Genomic DNA, 20807 nt, shown 5'->3' on the forward strand with positions numbered 1-20807 from the left:
ATTATATTGATGCAATAGGATTTACATAAATGGATCACGAAACTATATTCCCCACAAGAGCGCACACGGTTGATACGGCTTATGGCAAAATCGACTGTAATAAGCTAACGTTAGATAAGTTTGTTGATGCGCACGTGTATCCAAGCGTTGATGATTCCGGTCAACCCGCCATCTTTAGAGAACGTGATCCCTATCGCTTTGTTTTAATGGCCGCAGTCGCCTTTGGTGAAATGTCGATTAAAAGCTTGTGTCATTCGAAGCGAATTTTAGATGTAGGCTGTGGCGGCGGACAACTATCAGCTTGCATGGCGCAAGAAGCAAAAGGTGTTTGGTTAGCCGATCCAGATTGTGCCAATAAACAAAACCCAGTACATCAATTGTTTAATCCACAATTTATTATTGATGATAAAATACAAGATGCTTTAACTTATCTTCCTGAGCTACAAGGGGCTTTTGATTTAGTGACGTCATTTGCAACTCGCCCTATTCCATTATATGTATCAACACCTAACGAAGCGCAATATCAAGATAGCTTAGCTTACTTTAAAAGCATGATTTCAGCTTGTAAGCTCGGAGGTTCAATCATTATTATGCCGATATACGAATATGATTTAGGCTTAAAAGGCGGTATTCAAGAATTAACCACGTTGCTGAAACCGTCTTTTTTTCATGTCGACATTTACAAAATAACACTCGATAAACCGATAAATCAGCCTTTCTTTTCTGTTTTTGTCGTCGCAGAAAGGAAGCATACAACCTAAGTCATGACACTTATTTATTAATCGTTTTTTTAGCGTGTTTACCATCCGGAAAATACATATCATTGCGATAAAGTATTTTTTCCGGTCTCAACAGGTTAATGCCTTGAATATTAGCCTTGCTATAATCAACGGCAAAAAAGCCTTCTTTGTCGGATTGATCCCCGATTTCGGTAGCCGATAATTGTGAATTCGCTAACACAGGTGCAGTAGGTTGAATTAAATACCAACGCTTACCTGATTTATTACGCGGTAAATCGAGCCAATTTATCTTGCCGTCTTTATTTTTATCAATTAATTTGGCTCGCTCAGAAGGTGCTAAAAAATTAGTCGCGATCAAACCAACTTCTGCAACCGCTTTATCTTTGATGGTTCTTTTTAAAATAATATCCCCGGTGATTTTTACGTTCTCCATCCAACCCCGAGTTAAATCTCGACACTCACGGCATAACGTTCCTTTTTCAACAAGCAATGCCGTCGCGCTGTCGATTGCTAATATATTGTGCACGCTAATGTTTTTAATAATCTTGCTATGGGCTTTTAACCAAACACCAGTAAAACCATTGGTTACTTTAACATCAGAAATTTCAATGTTATTTATCGACGAATTATAAGGCCCGCAGCGGTTGACGTTGTCATTAGGTGCGCCATTACCCGCTTCTATTCTCACGGCAATGCCATTGAATGCTTCTATGTTACGTATTTCAACCCAATCGGCACCATAAGCTTGTACAACGCCATAACCAGTATGTGAGTTAAGCGCTTTGATGTTTTTTATACTGCCTTTTATGGGCGTACGACCATAGGTAGGGTTACGCTGTATCGCAAACATATCCGGAATAACCTTGCCTTGTTTATCGATAAACTCACCTTCTGCATTCTGCTTTAAAGGCTTGCCCCGCTTACCATCAAGAAATACATCATCTGATCTTTTTTTGCCACGTTTAGCATACGCACCATCTTGGTAATCCGTGTCTGGATACATTTGCACTGAAACAGATTCAGTATGGTTATCAATGATAGTCACATTAGAAATCGCAAAGTTTTTTGCGTAGAAAAAACCAACCGGAATTGAGCGGGTTGTATTGACTCCGGTTTCGGCAGTGCCGCCTTGATTATATACGATCGGCATATTGGTTTTAGAGTCAATGGTAAAATTACGATAAGGATCCGTTGATCTGATTTCGACATTCTCAATGTAATGTTTCATCAGCTTTTTAAGTGATTTACTCCGGCCAACCAAAAATAAGAATCGGCCCTTTTGTTTGCCCTTTTTTAAATTTCCCATCATTTCGAGTGTCACACTGGGGTCTATTTCTAAACGAATATTAGAAGGCACATCAATTCGGTCTAAACGAAAACGTTTGTTAATCGACTTTTTTGCTGGACGCAAAATAACCACGCCCCCTTGAAATTCTTTAGACGCTTTATTTAACGCTTGCTGTAATCGCTTTGTATCGTTTACCTTAGTTGTATACTTTTCTTGAGCAAACAAGATATGAGGCTTGTCGTCAAAAACTTTATTTTCGAAAAATTGATGACTGTTAGAAGGGAGTGTTTTAGCAATAATAGGTAAGGAGGTTAGTGAAATGAATAAAACGACTGATAGTATTATTTTGCAAACAAAAATTAGGGAATTAAAAACGGTAAAGCTAGCACGTGCTATCTGACTCATATCTTCTACTCAATCATGTTAATAACATAAAAAGTATAACGATAAATACGAATAACACCGCATTATGTCTATAAATTATAGTCAAAGCGATCGGGCTTTAGGGGCAGGTTTCTCGTTCCAGACGAAACATAAGTACTTACATCCCTGTAAGCAAAGCCGTCAAAGCTACCGCGTCCTGCTATCGCCCCTTACCTGCATCCATGCAGGCAAGCTTCGAGACGCCATGAGCATATGCTCTACTATGTGATTGAGGCCGCCTAAATGGATTTAGGTGTTAGAACGACGCAGGAGCCAAAGTCGAGAGTAAGCGCTGACAATGAACCATAAAACCTGAGCGAGAAGACTTTATGTGTATAAAAAAACGACTAATTAACTATCTCATCGCCGTTAATGACAGATCTTCTTAGCGGGTTAACACAAGCACGCACTTTTATTGTTTATTAGCTTATATTTTTAGCTACCAACAAACATTAAGGGTAAAGCAAAAACGGTTAAATGAATGACTTTTGGGTATCGATAGCCTATCAAACCAACGATAACGCCTAACAGAAACCCAACTAAATAAGGAAAAGGGAATAGTAAATGACCGTTTTCTATAGCAAGTGAATCGGTATACAAAAAACCAAACAAGAAGAATAAGACAAATGAAATACCCGCAGTAATTCGCTTTTCATTTTGATTGTAATCAGCATTCTTTTTTCTGAATATAGTTAACATAAGTTCATTAATACCATTTAACACATCACGAGAAACAACCGATCATAACTTATCAAACTCTCGATTTAGGGCATATTGTTTATCAGTAATAATCGTCTCTAATGCCTCAACTCTGTGTTTTAATTTTTCTATTTCTTGGGTTAACTCATCTTCATTTGCATCCTGCTTTTTACTACTAACATAAGTAGCATAAGCACCAGCACTGATCCCTGCAACACTTACAATTGTAATCATTTCAAATACGCCCATTGATACATCTCCTTGGTTTAAGCATTAACGTTAAACGTTGTTTATAAAATTATGAATTTATCATTGGGTTAATAATAGCAACTTATAAGCCAATTATATAAAAAACAGCTAAAACAAGTACTTATACAAAAAACAAAAACAACACTTGGTTTATATAACCAAGTGTTGGTTAATTTAACGCATTATTTATACATATTACCCTAAAGCTAATATCGCCTTTTTAAGTCGAGTAATAGCCTCTTCAAGATGCGAACGTGGGCAGCCAAAATTTATACGCGCAAATTGAGGTTCACCAAAGTCTCGTCCTGGCGATGGGCCTATACCTGCGTTTTCCCAAAAAGCTTGTACATCGTCGAGACCTAAACCTGAGCAATCAATCCAAGCTAAGAAAGTCGCATCAGCCTTAACCATACTTAGACCTTTAAGCGCATTAATTTCGTTATAGAGGTAAGCTTGATTCGAAAGTAAGTATTCTATTAATGCTGAATGCCAAGCGTGCCCTTGCGCAAAAGCCGCTTCGGTTGCCACCAAACCTAATACTTGCGCCCAAGGTACGATACCCATCGCTGCATTGCGAAAAGCGTTACGCAGTTTGCTATTTGGGATCACTGAAAATGACACCCCTAAACCCGCAATATTAAAGGTTTTACTCGCGGCCATTAAACTAAACGAGTTATCTTCAGCCCCTTTTATTGTTGGCATTGGAATATGCGGGGTATTTTCATTTAAAACTAAATCGCAATGGATCTCATCCGAACAAATAACCACATTATTAGCCGCACAAATATCGGCTATTTTTTGTAACTCTTGTTCTGTTAGTACAGAACCACAAGGGTTCATTGGATTACAAAATAAGAATAGCTTCGTTTTGGGATCAGCAGCTTGTTTTGCGAGTGCATCCAAATCAAGATAGTAACGTCCATCGGCTAATAAACTCGGCACACGAACCAATTCACACTTATTCAACTCTGGCGCTTTAAGCATCGGAGGATAGTTTGGCGTTTGTACTAAAATACGATCGCCTTCTTCACAAAAAGCTTTGCAAGCAATATTAAATGCGGGCACAACACCAGGATTCCAAACTAACCATTCTGGCTTTATATCCCATCCATGTTGATCTTTTATCCATTTTACGGTTGTTTTATTCAAACTTTCATAAGGTAACGTGTAACCTAACGGACCATGTTGTGTGCGCTCAATAATCGCGTCTAATACAACTTGTGGTGGTGAAAACTCTGTATCGGCGACCCACATTGGCAAAATGTCTTGGCCTTTGTATTTATCCCATTTAAATGAATGAGTTGGTTTACGATCTATTTCGTGATCAAAATCAAACGACATGTTAGCCCTTTTTTAAACTTGTAAATAATAAGTAGATTATACCCAAACGAATGCAAGATACGATATTTCAACGACAGATAAAACATTTAATCAAAGTTGAGAGGATGGGCACAAAAATAAAGTAACGATAAGGTAAAGACACTAATGCTAAGAGAAATAAACACGCCAAACCGATGAGTTTGGCGCATTACTCTTATATTTTAATAAACAAAATCATATCAATAAAATTATGACCGTTTACCGATTTCAAATGGTTCTGGCTTATAAATAAAGCCTTGGTAAGCATCAAAGTGATATTCTTTTAGTATGTTAAGTTGTTCTTCATTTTCAACGCGTGTTGCTATTACATCAACATCTAAATTATGGATAGTTGTGCACAGTGACCCGACGAAGTAAGCGTCGTTATCACTACTTAGCGCCATTTGCGTGTAAGCATGATCTATCTTCACATAATTAGGATGCAGCGATTGCAAATAAGATAAAGACGAGAAATTACGGCCAACTCGATCAACTCCAAATTGCACGCCAAGTGCCGCAAATTGTGCACACATAAACTCAATTTTTTCACGATTATAAATAACGCTTTCTTCGGTAAACTCAAAACAAATTTGGTTAGCGTAAGCGGGGATAGATCTAAGGGCATTAATCATCCAAGCGATAAACTCATCACTCTTTAATGCTGATGCGGTTAAATTGACTGCATAGACTTGCTCTGAACCACTTTTTAAATGCTGGATAACTAACTCGATCACTTTTTTATCGAAACGGTCACCTAAATCAAATTCGTCTAATACGGATATAAACATCCCGGCATTTACCGACCCCATATCTTCTAAATTGAGTTTGGCATAAGCTTCAAAATGCACTGGTTTTTTATTTTTTTCGAAAGAATAAACAGGTTGCCGTGTAAAACCTAAAGCAGAAGATTCGATGGCGGTTTCAATGGCTTGTTTTATGTCTAATTTAGCCATTTTGTCTTGCTGTTGATCGGTTTGCTCAAGAACAAAAATGCCAGAATTTTCCGTTCTGGCTTGCTGCATCGCATTATCCGCTAAGGATAATACTTCGCCATTATTTGCTTCAGCCGTAATATGCACAGCACCAATGTTAAAGATACGTTCTTGATAAAAGTTTTCACGGTAACTGGCGGCTTGCAAGTTTGCCGCAAGCCCAGTTAGTTGGGTGACAATTTGCGACTCATCTGAACCATCAAGAATTAAAGCAAATTCATGGGCTGATAATCGGCACTTAACCGCTCCCGATTCATCATTAAAAGTCGTGTCGATAAAGTTAGCCGCACTTTTAATCACGTCATCACGTTTATTCCAACCATCTTTTTTATTGATTTCATCGATACCTAATAATTCAATAAAAACAACGCCACCACTGTGATCATCCGATAACCAAGCTTGTAACTGACGATTAAAAAAAGCCCGATTACCAAACCCTGTCGTCGCATCTTGGAAAGCTTGTTCTTTCAACTTATTGTGTAAACGAGCTTCTTCTTCAAATTGCTCTTTTAGTTTGGCTGTCATTTGGTTAATCGCATGGGTAACTGCACTTAGCTCACGCGTTTTAGGCAGTTTTAATGGCTCACCAAATTTACGTTCTTGAATTTCTTGCGCTTTACGACGAATTGATTCTAACGGTTTTAAGATTAAATTAAGTCCTACCGATGCAAACATAATTAATACTAATGACAAACTGCCTATCCAAGATGACATGGCTAAAAAAGCATCCCATAACTGTTTGTAAGCAAAACCGGGATGCCCTTTAATACTCAACACTCCGGCTTGTAACCAACCATCAGTAATAGTTGTTTCAATAGAAGGTACTTCAATTGAAATCAAATCGACAAACCAACTCGGCACGCCATTGATCTTGACTGGAATTTTTTTAGTGATTGTTTGTTCAGTTGTTAAAATCTCAACTTTAATTTCTTCATAATAACCACCATCAAAATAAGCATTAATCGTCGACTCAACTAAAACCGCATCGCCATCAGTTAAATAGGGAGTTAATGCCATACTTAATGACGTCGACGTATTGTTTAAATCAGATTCTAATTGGTTCGTTAAATAGTCACGAGTTGATTCAAACTGCAACCACAGTACACCAATCAAATTAGCCATAAAGCTAAGTACAATAACCATTAGAAGTTGTCGGAACAGTGTCATAAATAAGTACCTTTATTCCATAAATTTATCAAGTTGATAACGCTTGCCAAGATTATCCCAATTGTCGATCCGCTCTGATCCACCAACCACTTCACCTTTACCTTTTTGTTTGTTCAACCATAATTTTTGACCATTAAACGAAAAAATAGGTAATAAGTCTTTGCGTTTATGGGCAGGTTTGATTGCCCCATCAATGTTATCGAGGATCATCGGAATTGATTTAGGTTTTGGATAATAAGCCAATACCATGTGAAATTGATTCAGTTTTACCGCCTTAACGTAAGTCAGTCTTAACTTATCAATAGGTATGCCTAATTCTATTAATGTGAAATATTTAGCGACAGAAAAATCTTCACAGTCACCGGCTTTAGTGCCAATAAATTCAATCGGGGTTGCCCAGTAATCTTCTTGACCCCAGTGCTTTAAGTCGTCAACAAAATCAAACAAATTAAAAAAACGATTCACTTTTTCCAGTTTTTCTCTTTCAGATAAGTGTTGGCTGTTATCAACAATATTACGCCAAGCTACCACGCGTTTTTGTGCCATGTCGCCATATTCAATGCCAACAAATTTAAGTAGCTTATCTAGATTTAACTTAGGTTGTGCAAGGGAAAGGGAAATTGAAAAGCAGACAATCGCCAACACGAGTAACTTGCATAAGCTATTCATTGCATGATCCTCGTGGCGATTTTGTCATTACGTCTAATTCATCAACTAAAATATAAATTAATTATAGTGCAGTTTAAGCTATCATCATGATTATTCGGTTAACGCAATTTGTGTTTCAGGTGTGTCCGTCCAATACCGATCAGCTTGGATCCTTAAACTCGTCAGCAACTCACCTGTTGAGTTAAATAACCGGTATTGAGCTTGTATATAAGCAGTTTCAGCATTAACAAAATTGCGCCGGGCTTCAAAAAGCTCGTTCTCGGTATCAAGTAAATCAAGTAAAGTTCGGCGACCAAATTCAAACTGCTCTAGGTAAGCTTCGCGTGTTAAAAAGCTTTGCTCAACATGCAATTCTAAATACGTAAGTTGTTCTTTTATAAAACTAAATGCATTCCATGAAAAACTTGCGCCTTCAATGACTTGCCGCTCAGCTGATTCTTTAATTTCATTAGCTTGTGCCAGCTGATAATGGCTTTGGCGTATTTGTGCAGCGTCTTGGCCACCACGGTATACATTATAATTACCCACTAAATCTGCACGCAATATATCTCGCTCAATCAGTTCATTATTTTTATCTTGCGTCATTCTTTTAGATACGTCTAAATTAAGACGAGGTAAATAATTACTTTCACGCGTTGCGATTTGTGCTTCAGCGGCTTTAATATCGGCAATAGCTGATTTAACAATTGGGTGATTTAGCATCGACTTATCAAGTAATAATGCTTTAGAAGCTGGCAGCATAACTTCATCTGGCACGGGTAATACTAGCTCTTCTGGTTGTTCACCAACTAATCGTTGATAGACAGCCGTTGAATCAGCTAAATTGTTTTGTGCACTTAATACGTTAGCTTTAGCTCGAGCTAAACGCCCTGTCGCTTGAGATAAATCAGATGTAGACCCCAAACCATTTGTCATTCGATCATGTATTTTTTGATGAATTAGCTGATGCGTTTGATGGTTTTTTTCAGATAATTTAGTTAAAGAAATATCGCGCAATACATTTAAATAAGCGGTAACGACTTCCAACGCTTTATTTTCTGCTGCAGCGCGTAGTTGAAACAATTCTGATTGCGCCTCAAAATCAGCTCTATTGGCATTTTCAGTATTAAAAAAGCCATCAAATAAGATTTGATTAAGAGTTAAATCAATATTGACAGGCTTAATGCGTTCATTTTGCGAGCCTAAGCGTGTTTCAGGAGTATCTTGCTTACCAACACCCATACGGGCTTGCAAGTTTATATCTGGATACCAACTTGATCGCGCAATATGGTAGGCTTCAATGCTGGATTTATACCGATGGTAAACTTCTTTTAAATCTGGGTTCGTATTAAACGCAACCGCAACAGATTGTTCTAAAGATTTAGCATGTATATTAAATGATACTAAGCAACTGAGGCTAAGTAAGGCAAACATCCAAGTTTGTCTTAAAGAGTTCATGACCATTCTCTTAAATTTTTGCTAGAAATAATGCAGTAACGGTAAATAACAATCACTGCTTTAAATAAAGCTACCAACCTGCAGCTTCTGAATTTTCATCAATGTCTTGATATTCCCATTCACTCGCATCGCTACCCACCGCTTGCTCGTTATTCTTTTTATTTTCCATAATAAAAATATGCCAACGGTCTTTAAACTCCAACTGTGAAGACTGGGCAAATACGACTACACGTCTATTTAATTCATCTGCATCAGCAATACCTAAGTTGCGTTTAATCTCAACTTTTAACGTTTCAGATAACGTAATTTCAACCCGGCGATTAAGCACATTTGCTTGTTTGGTTTGCGCGGTTTCAAGTAGCTCACTTTCACCTTTACCAATCGGGGTTAATTTTTTTGCATCAACGCCATATTCATCAATTAACATTTTAACAACCGATTTAGCCCGTTTTTCACTTAATCGCTGATTAAATTTAGCAGAACCAGGCGCTGAGGTATGACCAAAAACGTCGACTTTTTCAACGTCATATTTAGCAATATAATCAGCTAATTCTTTCACTTTAGGCTCATAGATAGGATCGATCGCTGCACTGCCTCTTGGATAACGTACCGTGAGTGTGTGGGTTGTTAATTTATTTTCATAAGCCGTACAACCGTGTAAATCAACAACGTAACGGTAATCACTGTTTTCGCATTTATCCTGAGAATCGAGCACACCATCGTTATCAGCATCATCAGTTGCATCTTCACTTACACTCGCTGATGTCGATTCCTCACTGACTTTTTCACCATCCAGCAATCTTGACTTAATATCATTTAAATCCTCACCTAGTTGGCTACTGATTTGTTTAGCAACCCAAGTCATTCTGCGTTTAGCCATCACCTTGTTATAAAGCATGTCGCCGCTATTATGTGTATAACCTTGAATTAAAATATTCCACTTTTCTGATTTATCTAAACTTTCAATGAAATAATTAAATTCTGGTACTTGCGAGCCAAGTAACTCTGTTTTACCCTGTAAAAAATCAACATTATGTTCAAATAAAACATCTTTTGTCGATTCAGGCGAGCAACCATCGTTATCAACATCACGGCCCGTTGTGGTTAAATCACAGGTATCACGCGCCATAATCACACCGTCGTCGTCGTGATCAACTAATTTTTTGGCATTTTCTTCAGTAATAGGCTGCCAATTATCAATTTTAGGGGTACTTAAGCAGCCCGCTAATACAAAACCGATAACGATTATTAAAATTTTATTCATTTGCTGCTATCTCTTCTTCAATCAAACTTTCATTCGCGGCATCTTGCCAGTATTCCTCACCTCGAATACGTAAACTGGTGAGTAAATCGCCCATGGCATTAAATATGCGATAGTGAGCTTGAATATATTCTTTTTCAGCCGTTACAAAGTTGCGTCTCGCTTCAAACAGCTCATTTTCAGTATCGAGTAAATCAAGTAAGGTACGACGACCCAACTCAAATTGCTCTTTATAGGCACGTTGCGTTAAAAAACTTTGTTCGACATGTAACTGCAAAAACTCTAATTGTCTTTTGATAAAGTCATAAGCATTCCAAGAAAACTTAGCCCCTTCTATAACCTGACGTTCAGCCGAATATTTAATATCTTTTGCTTGTTCGATTTGATAGGCATTTTGTTTTTCACGAGCACTGTCTTGCCAGCCTCGGAACAAATTGTAACTAACAACAATATCCGCTCTTAACTGGTCGCGTTCAATACCGTCATTAGCTCGGTCTTCGGTATGTGATTGGCCCACTTCAAGTGAAACACGTGGCATATAAGAGCTTTGATTACTGCTTAATTGAGCTTCAGCGGCTTTGATATCTGCAATGGCCGATTTTACGGTGGGGTGCTTCAACATCGCTTTATCAAGCAATAAGCCTTCTGATGCGGGCAACATGACGCGATCAGGTACAGGAATAGTTAAATCTTCAGCGGGCTCACCCACTAAACGAATAAAGGCTGACTTGGTATCAGCCGCATTGTTTAAAGCACTGATTAAATTGGCGTGAGCACGAGCCAAGCGACCTGTCGCTTGCGACAAATCAGAAGCTGAACCTAAACCATTTTCTGTGCGTAACCTAATTTGTTCATGAATTTCTTGATGCGATACTAAGTTCTTTTCAGCTAACTCAACCAATTTTAAATCGCGTAATACATTTAAATAAATATCTGTTATTTCAAGCGCTTTATTTTCTGCACTTGCTTGTAATTGAAATAACTCAGATTGCGTTTCAAATTCAGTACGATTGATGTTTTCTGATGTAAAAAAGCCATCAAACAATATTTGGCTTAATGTAATACCGTAGCTTAACGGTTTAATGCTTTCGCCTTGCGAACCTAAACGTGATTCAGGTGTATCTTGTTTACCCGCACCAATACTGGCATTGATATCAATGGAAGGATACCACCCCGATTCCGCTATTTTTTGCTCTTCAAGTGTCGACTTATAACGATGAAAAACCTCTTTCAATTCAGGATTAGTATTGAAAGCATAGGCCACAGTTTCTTCTAATGATTTGGCATTTACTTGTAAAGGGGCTAAACAACATGCACCCAGTAAGGCAAACATCCCCGTTTGTCTTAACAATGTCATCATATCTCTCTAATTTATGTGTTGTAGTATGTTGTGTTGTGCTGTCATTATTTTTCACGCAGAGCATTTTGCTTTGCTCTAATAATCGGTTTTAATAAATAGTCTAAAACCGTTTTTTTGCCCGTAATGACATCAACCGATGCGGTCATACCGGGAATAATAGGCAAAGGTTCATCATTTTTATCGAAATATGAATCTTCGGTTCTTACTTTTATATAATAATAGCTTTCATCAGTTTCATCATCTTTGATTGTATCGGCGCTGATGTGTTCAACTTTGCCTTTTAAACCACCGTAAATAGCAAAGTCATATGCAGTTAATTTAATAACCGCCGTCAAGTCAGGTCGCAAAAAAGCAATATCTTTAGGTAGTATTTTTGCTTCAATTAACAAGCTATCTTCAATCGGTACAATTTCAATTAAATCCATACCCGGCTGTATAACACCGCCTACCGTATTGATATTAATCGTTTTAATAGTACCATGTACAGGCGATGTTACCAATGTTCGGGTGAGCCTATCTCGCAGTGAAATAAGGGTTTCATCTAGTCCCCCAAGTTTACCTTCTACTTCTTGTAATCGCTCTTGTGTTTCATTGCGATATTTAAGTGCAACCTCTTCACGTTTATTGGTTACTTCTTTTATTTCAGCGGCAAGTTTAGGCTTTGATATTTTGGCTCCTTCAAGCTGACTTTTAACTTCATTAACTGAGCGTTCAAGTTTTATCAGTTCAACTTCAGACACAACACCTCTGCGAGCTAAAGGTCGGGTTAAACTAAGTTCTTTATTAACGAGTTTATAACTTTGCTCTAAATAACCGACTTGTGATTCTAATTCAGCTAAAGCAGTGCGCTTTTGATTAACCTGCTGCTCTAATATTTGCAGTTGGTTACGTAAATTACGAATGCGCTCATCATAAATGGATTGTTGACGGTTAATTAAATCTGCATGTTTACTGGGATCAAGATTAGGGAAGGACAGTTTCTCGTCATTAATTTCAACAATCGACTGATTATTGATAATTTTGATGACAACACTATTAAGCTCTTGTCTTAATCGATATTCTCGTGCACCTAAAGTAAAACGTTGAGTTTCTTGCTCTCTATAGTCAGATAAAAAGCGTGTTTCATCAATTGTCAGTAATTGCTCTCCAATTTGAACTATATCGCCTTCTTTGACATATATATGTTTTAAAATTCCACCTTCTAAATTTTGTACCACTTGGATTTGCTGTGAAGGGATCACTTTACCTTGCCCCACAGTAACTTCATCAATTTTGGCAAAGCCGGCCCATATAATAGCGCATACAATAAACAAACCGATGCTGTATATTACATGCTTAGAATTATGTGGAGTCCGCAATAAAATAGCGGCATTAAGATCATCTACATATTTTAGTTCGCCTTGTTCTATTGGTGACTGGCTATCGTGCTTAGTGAAAAACAAGCGAAAAAAGGTACGAATAGATTTGCGATCAATCATGATGGCGCCCTCACCTTTCCTTCTCGTAAGGCTTGCATAACTTTGTCTTTTTCACCATCGGCCACAATATTGCCACGCTCAAGCACAATAATACGATCAACTAAATCCAACATACTAAATTTATGTGTAATAAGAACAAGCGTTTTATCTTGTGCCAATATGGAAAGTTTTTGTTTAATAAATTGCTCTGACTGATTATCCATATGGCTTGTCGGTTCATCTAAAACCAATACAGGCGGGTTAAATAGCAACGCTCGAGCAAGCGCTACTGATTGGCGTTGTCCACCTGACAAAAAAGCACCACGCTCACCTACTTGGCGATCTAACCCTTCTGGATCAATATCAGTAAAAGCGGTAACTCCCGCTAAACGAGCAGCACGCAATATGCGATCATCATCAACATGTGGCACACCTAAGGTAATATTATCGCGTATAGAACCATAAAAGAGGTTAATATCTTGTGGTAAACAACCAATTTTTTGGCGTAAATCAGCGGGGCTAATTTGGTTAATATCAATTCCATCTAAACGAATAGAGCCTTCTGTCGGTTGATAAAACGCCAGTAGCAATTTTTCAATCGATGTTTTACCCGCACCAATACGACCAATAATGGCGACTTTTTCTTTAGGTTTAATATTAAAATTTAAATTATTTAACACTCTGTATTCAGTATTGGGGTAGGTAAAATTAACCTGACTAAATTGAATTGAGCCATCAATATAAGGACGATGTAAATAACGTTCAAAATTTTCGTCCGGCTTTTCCATTACTTCATTTAACGCAACTAAAGCCGATTCAGCTTGGTTATAACGAGTTGCGAGCAAAGACACTTGCCCAAAAGGTTGTAGCGCTCGACCCGTTAACATCACTGCCGCAATCATTGCCCCCATACTGATGTTACCCTCAATTATTTGGTACACACCAACAACAACAATAAAAACGGTGGATAATTGAGTAACAAAACCACTAACAGCGGAAACAGAAGTTGCATAGCGTCGAATATTTAAATTCCAATTTGCTATATGGCCAACTAAGTCTTCCCATTTTTGTTGGAATTGACTCTCAGCACTCGACAATTTCAACGATTCAATACCGCCTAAGGTTTCAATCAAATGTGCGTTTTTTTGCACAGAGAAGCGACTGCCTCTTTCGACTTCGACTTTTATTTTGCCTTTTACCCAAAACGAATAGCTCAGCATGATCACGATCGCGACAATGGGTACAAGCGCTAAAGGCCCCGCAACTAATGCAATAATAAGTAAAAAGATAATTGAAAATGGCACATCGATTAACGCGGCAATTGTCGCAGATGTAATAAAGTCCCTGATTGAATCAAAATCTTGAATATTTCGAGCAAAAGCACCAACAGATTGAGGTCGGTGTGCCATCCCCATATTTAGCACTTTTTCAAATAATTTAGCGGATAACAAAACGTCTGATTTTTTTGCTGCCAAGTCCAGTAAATGAGAACGCAGCTCTTTTAATGTAAAATCAAAAACCATTACAATTAACATGCCTATAGTTAATACCCATAGGGTGTCAACAGCGAGATTAGGCACAACGCGATCATAAACATTCATCACAAAAAGTGGTGAAGCTATCGCAAATAAATTAATAAACAAGGCGGCAAAAAGCGCATCGCGATAAATAGGAATTGATCGGCGTAACGTATCCCAAAACCAATGGCCATGTGTTGTTTCTAATGTTTCTTGGCTTCGCTCATCAAAGCGATATTTTTTACGCACATAAAAAGCATAACCAACGTAAAGCTCTGTCAGTTCAGCTAATGTTATTTTATCTTGGCTGCTTTCTAATTCAGGCCAGGCAATGGTTGCCTGTTCATCATCACATGATAATAAAACACAGTTACGCCCATCCTTAAGCATTAATATGCAAGGCAACAACAGATCGGGAATAGCACTTATTTCTTTCCTAACTAATTTTGCATCTAAGCCCGCTCTTAATGCTGCGCGAGGAAGTAAATCAGGTGTTAGCTTACCATCACTTAAAGGCAAACCAGCAACTAAAGCCTGTGCAGAAAAGGGTTTCCCATAATATTTAGTCAAAAAAACCAAACTGCTCAATAGCGGATTTTGTAGTTCAGTCTGTAAATCTAACTGTTCGTTAAGACGAGAAGTATTATCCATATATTATTAAAAACTCCAGGCAGGGAACGTAGTTGAAATTCACATAGCAACTACGCCCTACACTTTATGAATTATCGGTATTTAACTGATTATCGTTGAGCAAACGCGTAATAATTTCAGCATCTGTTCCACCATAATTGGTTAAATCAACATCTTCTAACCGAATTTTCATCTCTGTTTTGTTATCATCAGAGCTATCTTCAGTAAAGTTACCATTAATACTAACCGAGATAACAGTATCATCACCATCCTTGGTGAAGTTTAAATATTTATCCAAATTATCAGCATCTTCAGTCACGCCTTCGAGTAAATCAGCCAAATCTAAAATATCAGCATTGGCATTAAAAGCAGAGGTATCAGCCCCAGCAACCGCACTGTCGTCGGTGTTACCAAGAGTGAAATCGGTAATAAAATCTTCCGCTAACTGCAATGTATTTTGATTATTTGTATCACCGGTATCAACTTCATCACCCTCTGTCCATAAGAAGATATCTTGTCCATCACCACCCGTTAATAAGTCCCCCTCTCTGCCACCTTGAGTAGCACCAGAAGTTCCATGCCCATTTGCACCACCGATAAGCACATCGCTTTTATCTGTTCCAGTCAAATGATCATAACCGGCTCCACCCGCTACATATAGCCCTTTAGTATCATCATCAAATTGTATGCCAAATACAGGTTGACCTGCGGTTCCCCAGTTATCATGTATCGTAGTGATAGTTCCGTTTGTGCTAACATCCGATAAGTCATTTGTTGTGCCGGTTGCCGCGCCTCCTAAAGTGACATAAACATCATACCCTGCTACATCTAATGTTAACGAATCATCAGCATCAGATGATCCTATGTAGAAGTTACGCCCACTTAATAACCTTTCAGCTGAACTTTCAACTACATTAACATAAACACTCACAGTCGCAGTGTCAGTACCACCTTTGCCATCACTAATTGTGTATTGGAAAGTTTGAATCCCCGTTGAAGTCGCGACAGGTTTGAAAATAACTTCATTACTACCATTTATCTCAACTGTGCCACTAGAAGGGTTACTGACACCAGTAATAGTTAATGAGTCACCATCGATATCGGTATCATTATCGAGTAAGTCAGCAAAAGCAATTTTAAACCCAGTAGAACTTGACTGGTTGACCGCATAATTGGTACTCGCTGACACTTGTAAATTAGATAGGAAATAATCTGACGAGTCATCTGAATCAGCTCTTTGGCCAGCGGTTAACTCTACAGCCTCAAAAACAAGTTTATTAAATGCCAGATCATTAGTATCGATAGTAAATGAACCTGTATTACCCGTGGCATTATAGAATGTATCACTTCCTACTTTGACATCATCCATGTAAGCGGTCCATTTGCCTTGTTCATGACTCCCTGAACCGCCCTCATCTGCATACATATTGGCTACGCTAAACGTACCTGTATTAGCGGCAGAATCTAAGTTAATGATTAGCTGTTCAGATTTATTAGTTAACGTATTGTATTGTATTTGCTCATCAGGACCACCTGCAACTCCATCCCCTTTAATACCAACTTTATAACCACTATAATAAACAATATTGCCATCTTCAGAGTTACTCCCTGCATCAACGGCTGTTATCGTTACATCGTTCCAATTAAGGTTTGAACCACCGACACTACCCTGTGACAAATCATAACCTTCAGGATCGTCAACCGCATCAGGATTAGTATTAGTGACTGTGATCGTTATTGTTGCACTATCATCGATATCACTTACAAAGTTATTTGTATCACTGGTATTAACATTAAGGTTATAAGTGCCCGCCATTAATTTGCTTGAATCCAATACCGTAATTTCACCTGTGCCACTATCAATTGTAAAGATGTCTGTATGGCTTGTAAGTTGATACGAGAGAGCATCACCATCTGTATCTTTATCATTACCGGTATTACTTTCATTAACATCATAAACCGCAGTGCCATTAGTACTATTAGCGGCAAGAGTCGCGGTATCATCATTTATGTTGATAGAATCATTCAACCCATTAATAGTAATCTGTAATTGAGCTGTCGATGTATCCCCTGAATTATCTTCAACTTTATAAGTAAAAATTTCCGTTAATGTTTCACCATTTTTAAGTTGCTGCACAGAGGTATTAGCATTATCAAGTGTATAGGTATAGCTACCATCAGCGTTGATGACAACACTACCATAACTACCCACAACAGCTTGAGATACCCCCGCATTACCAACCGAACCACTACCAGCAATTACGCCAGTCACAGGCTCTGTGACATCAAAACCAATGTGATCATTTGTAACAACATTTCCACTCACTTCTGCATCTGATGGATTAGCAGGTGTATCGCCATCAGACTCAGTTATAGATGCAGTGTCAACATTGGCAACAGCTGTTAAATCATACGAACTTAAAGGGAACTCAGTTTTAAGTATCAAGGTATCAGAAGCCGGGTCACCATCACCATCTTTAATATTGACTGTTAAGCTCTCAGTTAATACCCATTTAGTATCGTTCGATTTATCCCAAGATGAGGCATTTGAAGCATCCTTACCCTTTTCAACAGCCGACAAATCAATTTGATATTGATAATCACCAGTAGAGAAGTTAAAGGTTAATTCACCTCCATTATCCGTATTAATAACAACTTCATTATCCGTCGCATCTGATGGGGTATAAGTTGTACTACCAATAACAACAGACTCGATCAATGCACCGTCTGTATCCGCCCCATAATAAATACTACCACTACCGTTTAACGTTCCTACACTACCTTGCGATGCTAATTCAACAGAAGATAATAAGGCCGTTAACATAGCATCGGCAGTCGTAACAATTTGAGAGTTGTTAACGGCTGGATCAGAAGAGTTACCAGAGGAATTGTTAGCATCTGGTTGAGCAACCATATTAAGATATTGATTACTGACACTATTACCAATACCAATAACTTCAACACTTAAACTACCTACTTTATCATCAGCTATAGCATCATCATTGCTATTATTAATATAATTTAGCCAAGTTTGCTGATAAGCCGTTATCTGATCTTGCGCTTCAGTGCCACTACTACCTTCTTTAGGTACCCCATCTGAAACAAAATACACTTTCGTCAGGTTAGCGCCGGCTACATCTGAATTACTAGAATTACTTAATTGACCATCATCAACCAACGCTTTAAGTGCATCATCATAGTCAGTCCAACCGCCAGGGGTAACTGCATTCACAGCTGTTTTACCCGCTTCAGTTGTCATCCAACCTCGATCAGTAGCCGTCGCATCAAATTCAATTAACTTAACATTTACATTACCTAAATTTTCATAGGCATCTAACATTTTATTAATCGATTCTTGAGCAATTTGAATACGCGATTTTTCTCCTGAAGATGGCGTATTACCATCCATATCATCATCCATAGATCCTGAAGAATCTAACATAATAACGACATTGATAGTCTGATCAGTGAAGGTCAACGTATCAGGCTGAGTAATAGTGATCGTAGGTGTATCATCGGTAATGGCGATCGCTAATGTACCGGTACCCGTTGAGCCCCCCGCACCCGTCACACTCAGCGCGATACTGTCAGTGATTGACGTGTCATTCGTATTCTTATCATGGGTTTGCGCTGCACTTAACGTGTAGCTGTAACTCACCACACCTGTATCAGCAGCGTAATCCGTTAACGTGATATTGCCTTCGCCAGTATTAATCACTTGCGGTGTACCGCTTAACGCATTTAACTCAGCTAAACTAACATCCGTCCCGCCCACATTAATGCTCGCCACACCATCCGATGCACTCACCGTGAAGCTGCCAGTCGCCGTTTCACTCGTGTCACCCGCTGATGTTAAGCCCGCTTCAGCAACCGTACTGCTCGACGCGATCACGCTCGCACTATCATCCGTGCCATTGATCGTAATAGTCACATCATGGGTCGTGCCATCCGTTGCCGTTACTGTGTAAATCTCGGTAACGGTATCGCCATTATCAAGGTATTGTACTTTGGTGTTATCAACTTCATACGACCACTCGCCGCCACTGGTGATAGTTAATTTGCCTAACGCCGTGCCATTTGTTGAGCCCACAGCTTTAAAGGTGCCATTGGTGTTAAACGCCGGGCTGTCGCCGCTATCTGCATCGCTTATCGACAAGGAGCCTGTGGAGCTCAGTTTGCCACTGTTGACGCTAATATCTTCAGTCACAGCGCCCGTATCACTATCACCCGACCCTACGGTGATATCAGATGCATCATTCACGCCGGTGATCACTACGTTAACCGTGTGCTCGGTGCCATCCGCCGCTTTCACCGTGAAGGTTTCGGTTTTGGTTTTGCCCGCACCTAAATATTGAACGTTGGCATTCGCCACGCTGTAGCTCCACTCGCCCGCTTCGGTAATGGTTAAATCACCTAACGTGCCTGCCGCTTTCACGACGCTGCTGGTATCAAATGTCGCTTCGCCCGTATCCGCATCGCTGATGGTCAACGTGCCAGTATCGGTTAAGTTTGGTGTGCTCGCATCTTCGGTCACCGCGCCGGTATCATCACCCGCAATGACCGCTGCATCATTCACGCCGGTGATCACTACGTCAACCGTGTGCTCGGTGCCATCCGCCGCTTTCACCGTGAAGGTTTCGGTTTTGGTTTTGCCCGCACCTAAATATTGAACGTTGGCATTCGCCACGCTGTAGCTCCACTCGCCCGCTTCGGTAATGGTTAAATCACCTAACGTGCCTGCCGCTTTCACGACGCTGCTGGTATCAAATGTCGCTTCGCCCGTATCCGCATCGCTGATGGTCAACGTGCCAGTATCGGTTAAGTTTGGTGTGCTCGCATCTTCGGTCACCGCGCCGGTATCATCACCCGCAATGACCGCCGCATCGTTCACTGCACTAACATTGACATTCACCGTTTGCGTCAAGCTTTCACCTGAATCCGCATCGGTTACGGTATACGTAAAGCTGTCATTGCCGGTGTAATTACTGTTTGGCGTGTAGCTGAACGTACCATCGGTATTAACCGTCACCGTACCGTGACTTGGATCGCTTGCTTTCACAAAGCTTAATGTGCCACCGGATGTGGTGCTGTCATTCCCAGCCACTGAGCCGTTTAATACCGTATCTTCAGTTGCATTGAAGCTGTCATCCGCAGCGGTTAAATCCGTTACCGCGGCGACCGTCACACTGACCGTTTGTGTCAAGCTTTCACCTGAATCCGCATCCGTCACCGTGTAGGTGAAAGAATCTGAGCCCGTGTAGTTACTGTTTGGCGTGTAGCTGAACGTACCATCGGTATTAACCGTCACCGTGCCATGACTTGGATCGCTTGCTTTAGCAAAGCTTAATGTACCACCCGAAGTCGTACTGTCATTACCGGCCACTGAGCCGTTTAATACCGTATCTTCGGTTGCATTGAAGCTATCATCCGCAGCGGTTAAATCCGTTACGGCGGCGACTGTCACACTCACGGTTTGCGTCAAGCTTTCGCCTGAACCCGCATCGGTTACGGTATACGTAAAGCTGTCATTGCCGGTGTAGTTACTGTTTGGCGTGTAGC

At 39.5% G+C, this 20807-nt stretch carries 13 protein-coding genes; 1 reads left to right on the forward strand and 12 read right to left on the reverse strand.

Features of this window, described 5'->3' with window-relative positions:
• The first annotated feature begins 29 nt into the window (after positions 1 to 29).
• On the forward strand, positions 30 to 761 hold the full coding sequence (locus DPX34_RS07420; RefSeq protein ID WP_111977769.1) for a class I SAM-dependent methyltransferase: 732 nt from the start codon (positions 30 to 32) through the stop codon (positions 759 to 761).
• A gap of 10 nt (positions 762 to 771) precedes the next feature.
• Here the strand turns inward: DPX34_RS07420 and DPX34_RS07425 are convergent, their stop codons facing one another.
• The 12 genes from DPX34_RS07425 to DPX34_RS07480 form a co-directional block, all read right to left on the reverse strand.
• Positions 772 to 2433, reverse strand: coding sequence for a hypothetical protein (locus tag DPX34_RS07425; RefSeq protein WP_111977770.1), 1662 nt, complete (start codon positions 2431 to 2433; stop codon positions 772 to 774).
• Positions 2434 to 2886: 453 nt separating this feature from the next.
• The gene (locus DPX34_RS07430; protein WP_157964645.1) at positions 2887 to 3150 is read right to left on the reverse strand and encodes a hypothetical protein; all 264 of its coding nucleotides are present in this window, start codon (positions 3148 to 3150) and stop codon (positions 2887 to 2889) included.
• 42 nt (positions 3151 to 3192) lie between these two features.
• A complete protein-coding gene (locus tag DPX34_RS07435) occupies positions 3193 to 3384 on the reverse strand; it encodes an OPA3 family protein (protein ID WP_157964646.1) in 192 nt (63 codons plus the stop codon).
• A 210-nt stretch (positions 3385 to 3594) separates the two neighbouring features.
• Positions 3595 to 4740 carry a MalY/PatB family protein gene (locus tag DPX34_RS07440; RefSeq protein WP_111977773.1) on the reverse strand — a complete coding sequence of 382 codons (1146 nt, stop codon included), beginning with the start codon at positions 4738 to 4740 and terminating at the stop codon, positions 3595 to 3597.
• A 227-nt stretch (positions 4741 to 4967) separates the two neighbouring features.
• Entirely contained in the window at positions 4968 to 6917 is a 1950-nt protein-coding gene (locus tag DPX34_RS07445) for a bifunctional diguanylate cyclase/phosphodiesterase (protein ID WP_111977774.1), read from the reverse strand.
• A 12-nt stretch (positions 6918 to 6929) separates the two neighbouring features.
• Complete coding sequence (locus DPX34_RS07450) at positions 6930 to 7586, reverse strand: transglutaminase-like cysteine peptidase (protein WP_111977775.1); 657 nt, start codon at positions 7584 to 7586, stop codon at positions 6930 to 6932.
• A gap of 90 nt (positions 7587 to 7676) precedes the next feature.
• Complete coding sequence (locus tag DPX34_RS07455; RefSeq protein ID WP_157964647.1) at positions 7677 to 9023, reverse strand: TolC family outer membrane protein; 1347 nt, start codon at positions 9021 to 9023, stop codon at positions 7677 to 7679.
• A gap of 70 nt (positions 9024 to 9093) precedes the next feature.
• Positions 9094 to 10287, reverse strand: a complete 1194-nt coding sequence (locus DPX34_RS07460) for an OmpA family protein (RefSeq protein ID WP_111977777.1) — start codon at positions 10285 to 10287, stop codon at positions 9094 to 9096.
• A complete protein-coding gene (locus tag DPX34_RS07465; RefSeq protein WP_111977778.1) occupies positions 10280 to 11644 on the reverse strand; it encodes a TolC family outer membrane protein in 1365 nt (454 codons plus the stop codon). Before DPX34_RS07465 ends, DPX34_RS07460 begins: the two co-directional genes overlap by 8 nt.
• 44 nt (positions 11645 to 11688) lie before the next feature.
• Positions 11689 to 13122: an HlyD family type I secretion periplasmic adaptor subunit gene (locus DPX34_RS07470; RefSeq protein WP_111977779.1), complete on the reverse strand. Its 1434-nt coding sequence runs from the start codon at positions 13120 to 13122 to the stop codon at positions 11689 to 11691.
• A complete protein-coding gene (locus DPX34_RS07475; protein WP_111977780.1) occupies positions 13119 to 15269 on the reverse strand; it encodes a type I secretion system permease/ATPase in 2151 nt (716 codons plus the stop codon). The genes DPX34_RS07470 and DPX34_RS07475 overlap by 4 nt, the downstream gene beginning before the upstream one ends.
• A 64-nt stretch (positions 15270 to 15333) precedes the next feature.
• The coding region (locus DPX34_RS07480) for a cadherin-like domain-containing protein (RefSeq protein ID WP_157964648.1) at positions 15334 to 20807 on the reverse strand (5474 nt) is incomplete at its 5' end.

Origin of the sequence: Algibacillus agarilyticus (genome assembly GCF_003286125.1) — a bacterium.
GTDB lineage: Bacteria > Pseudomonadota > Gammaproteobacteria > Enterobacterales > Alteromonadaceae > Algibacillus > Algibacillus agarilyticus.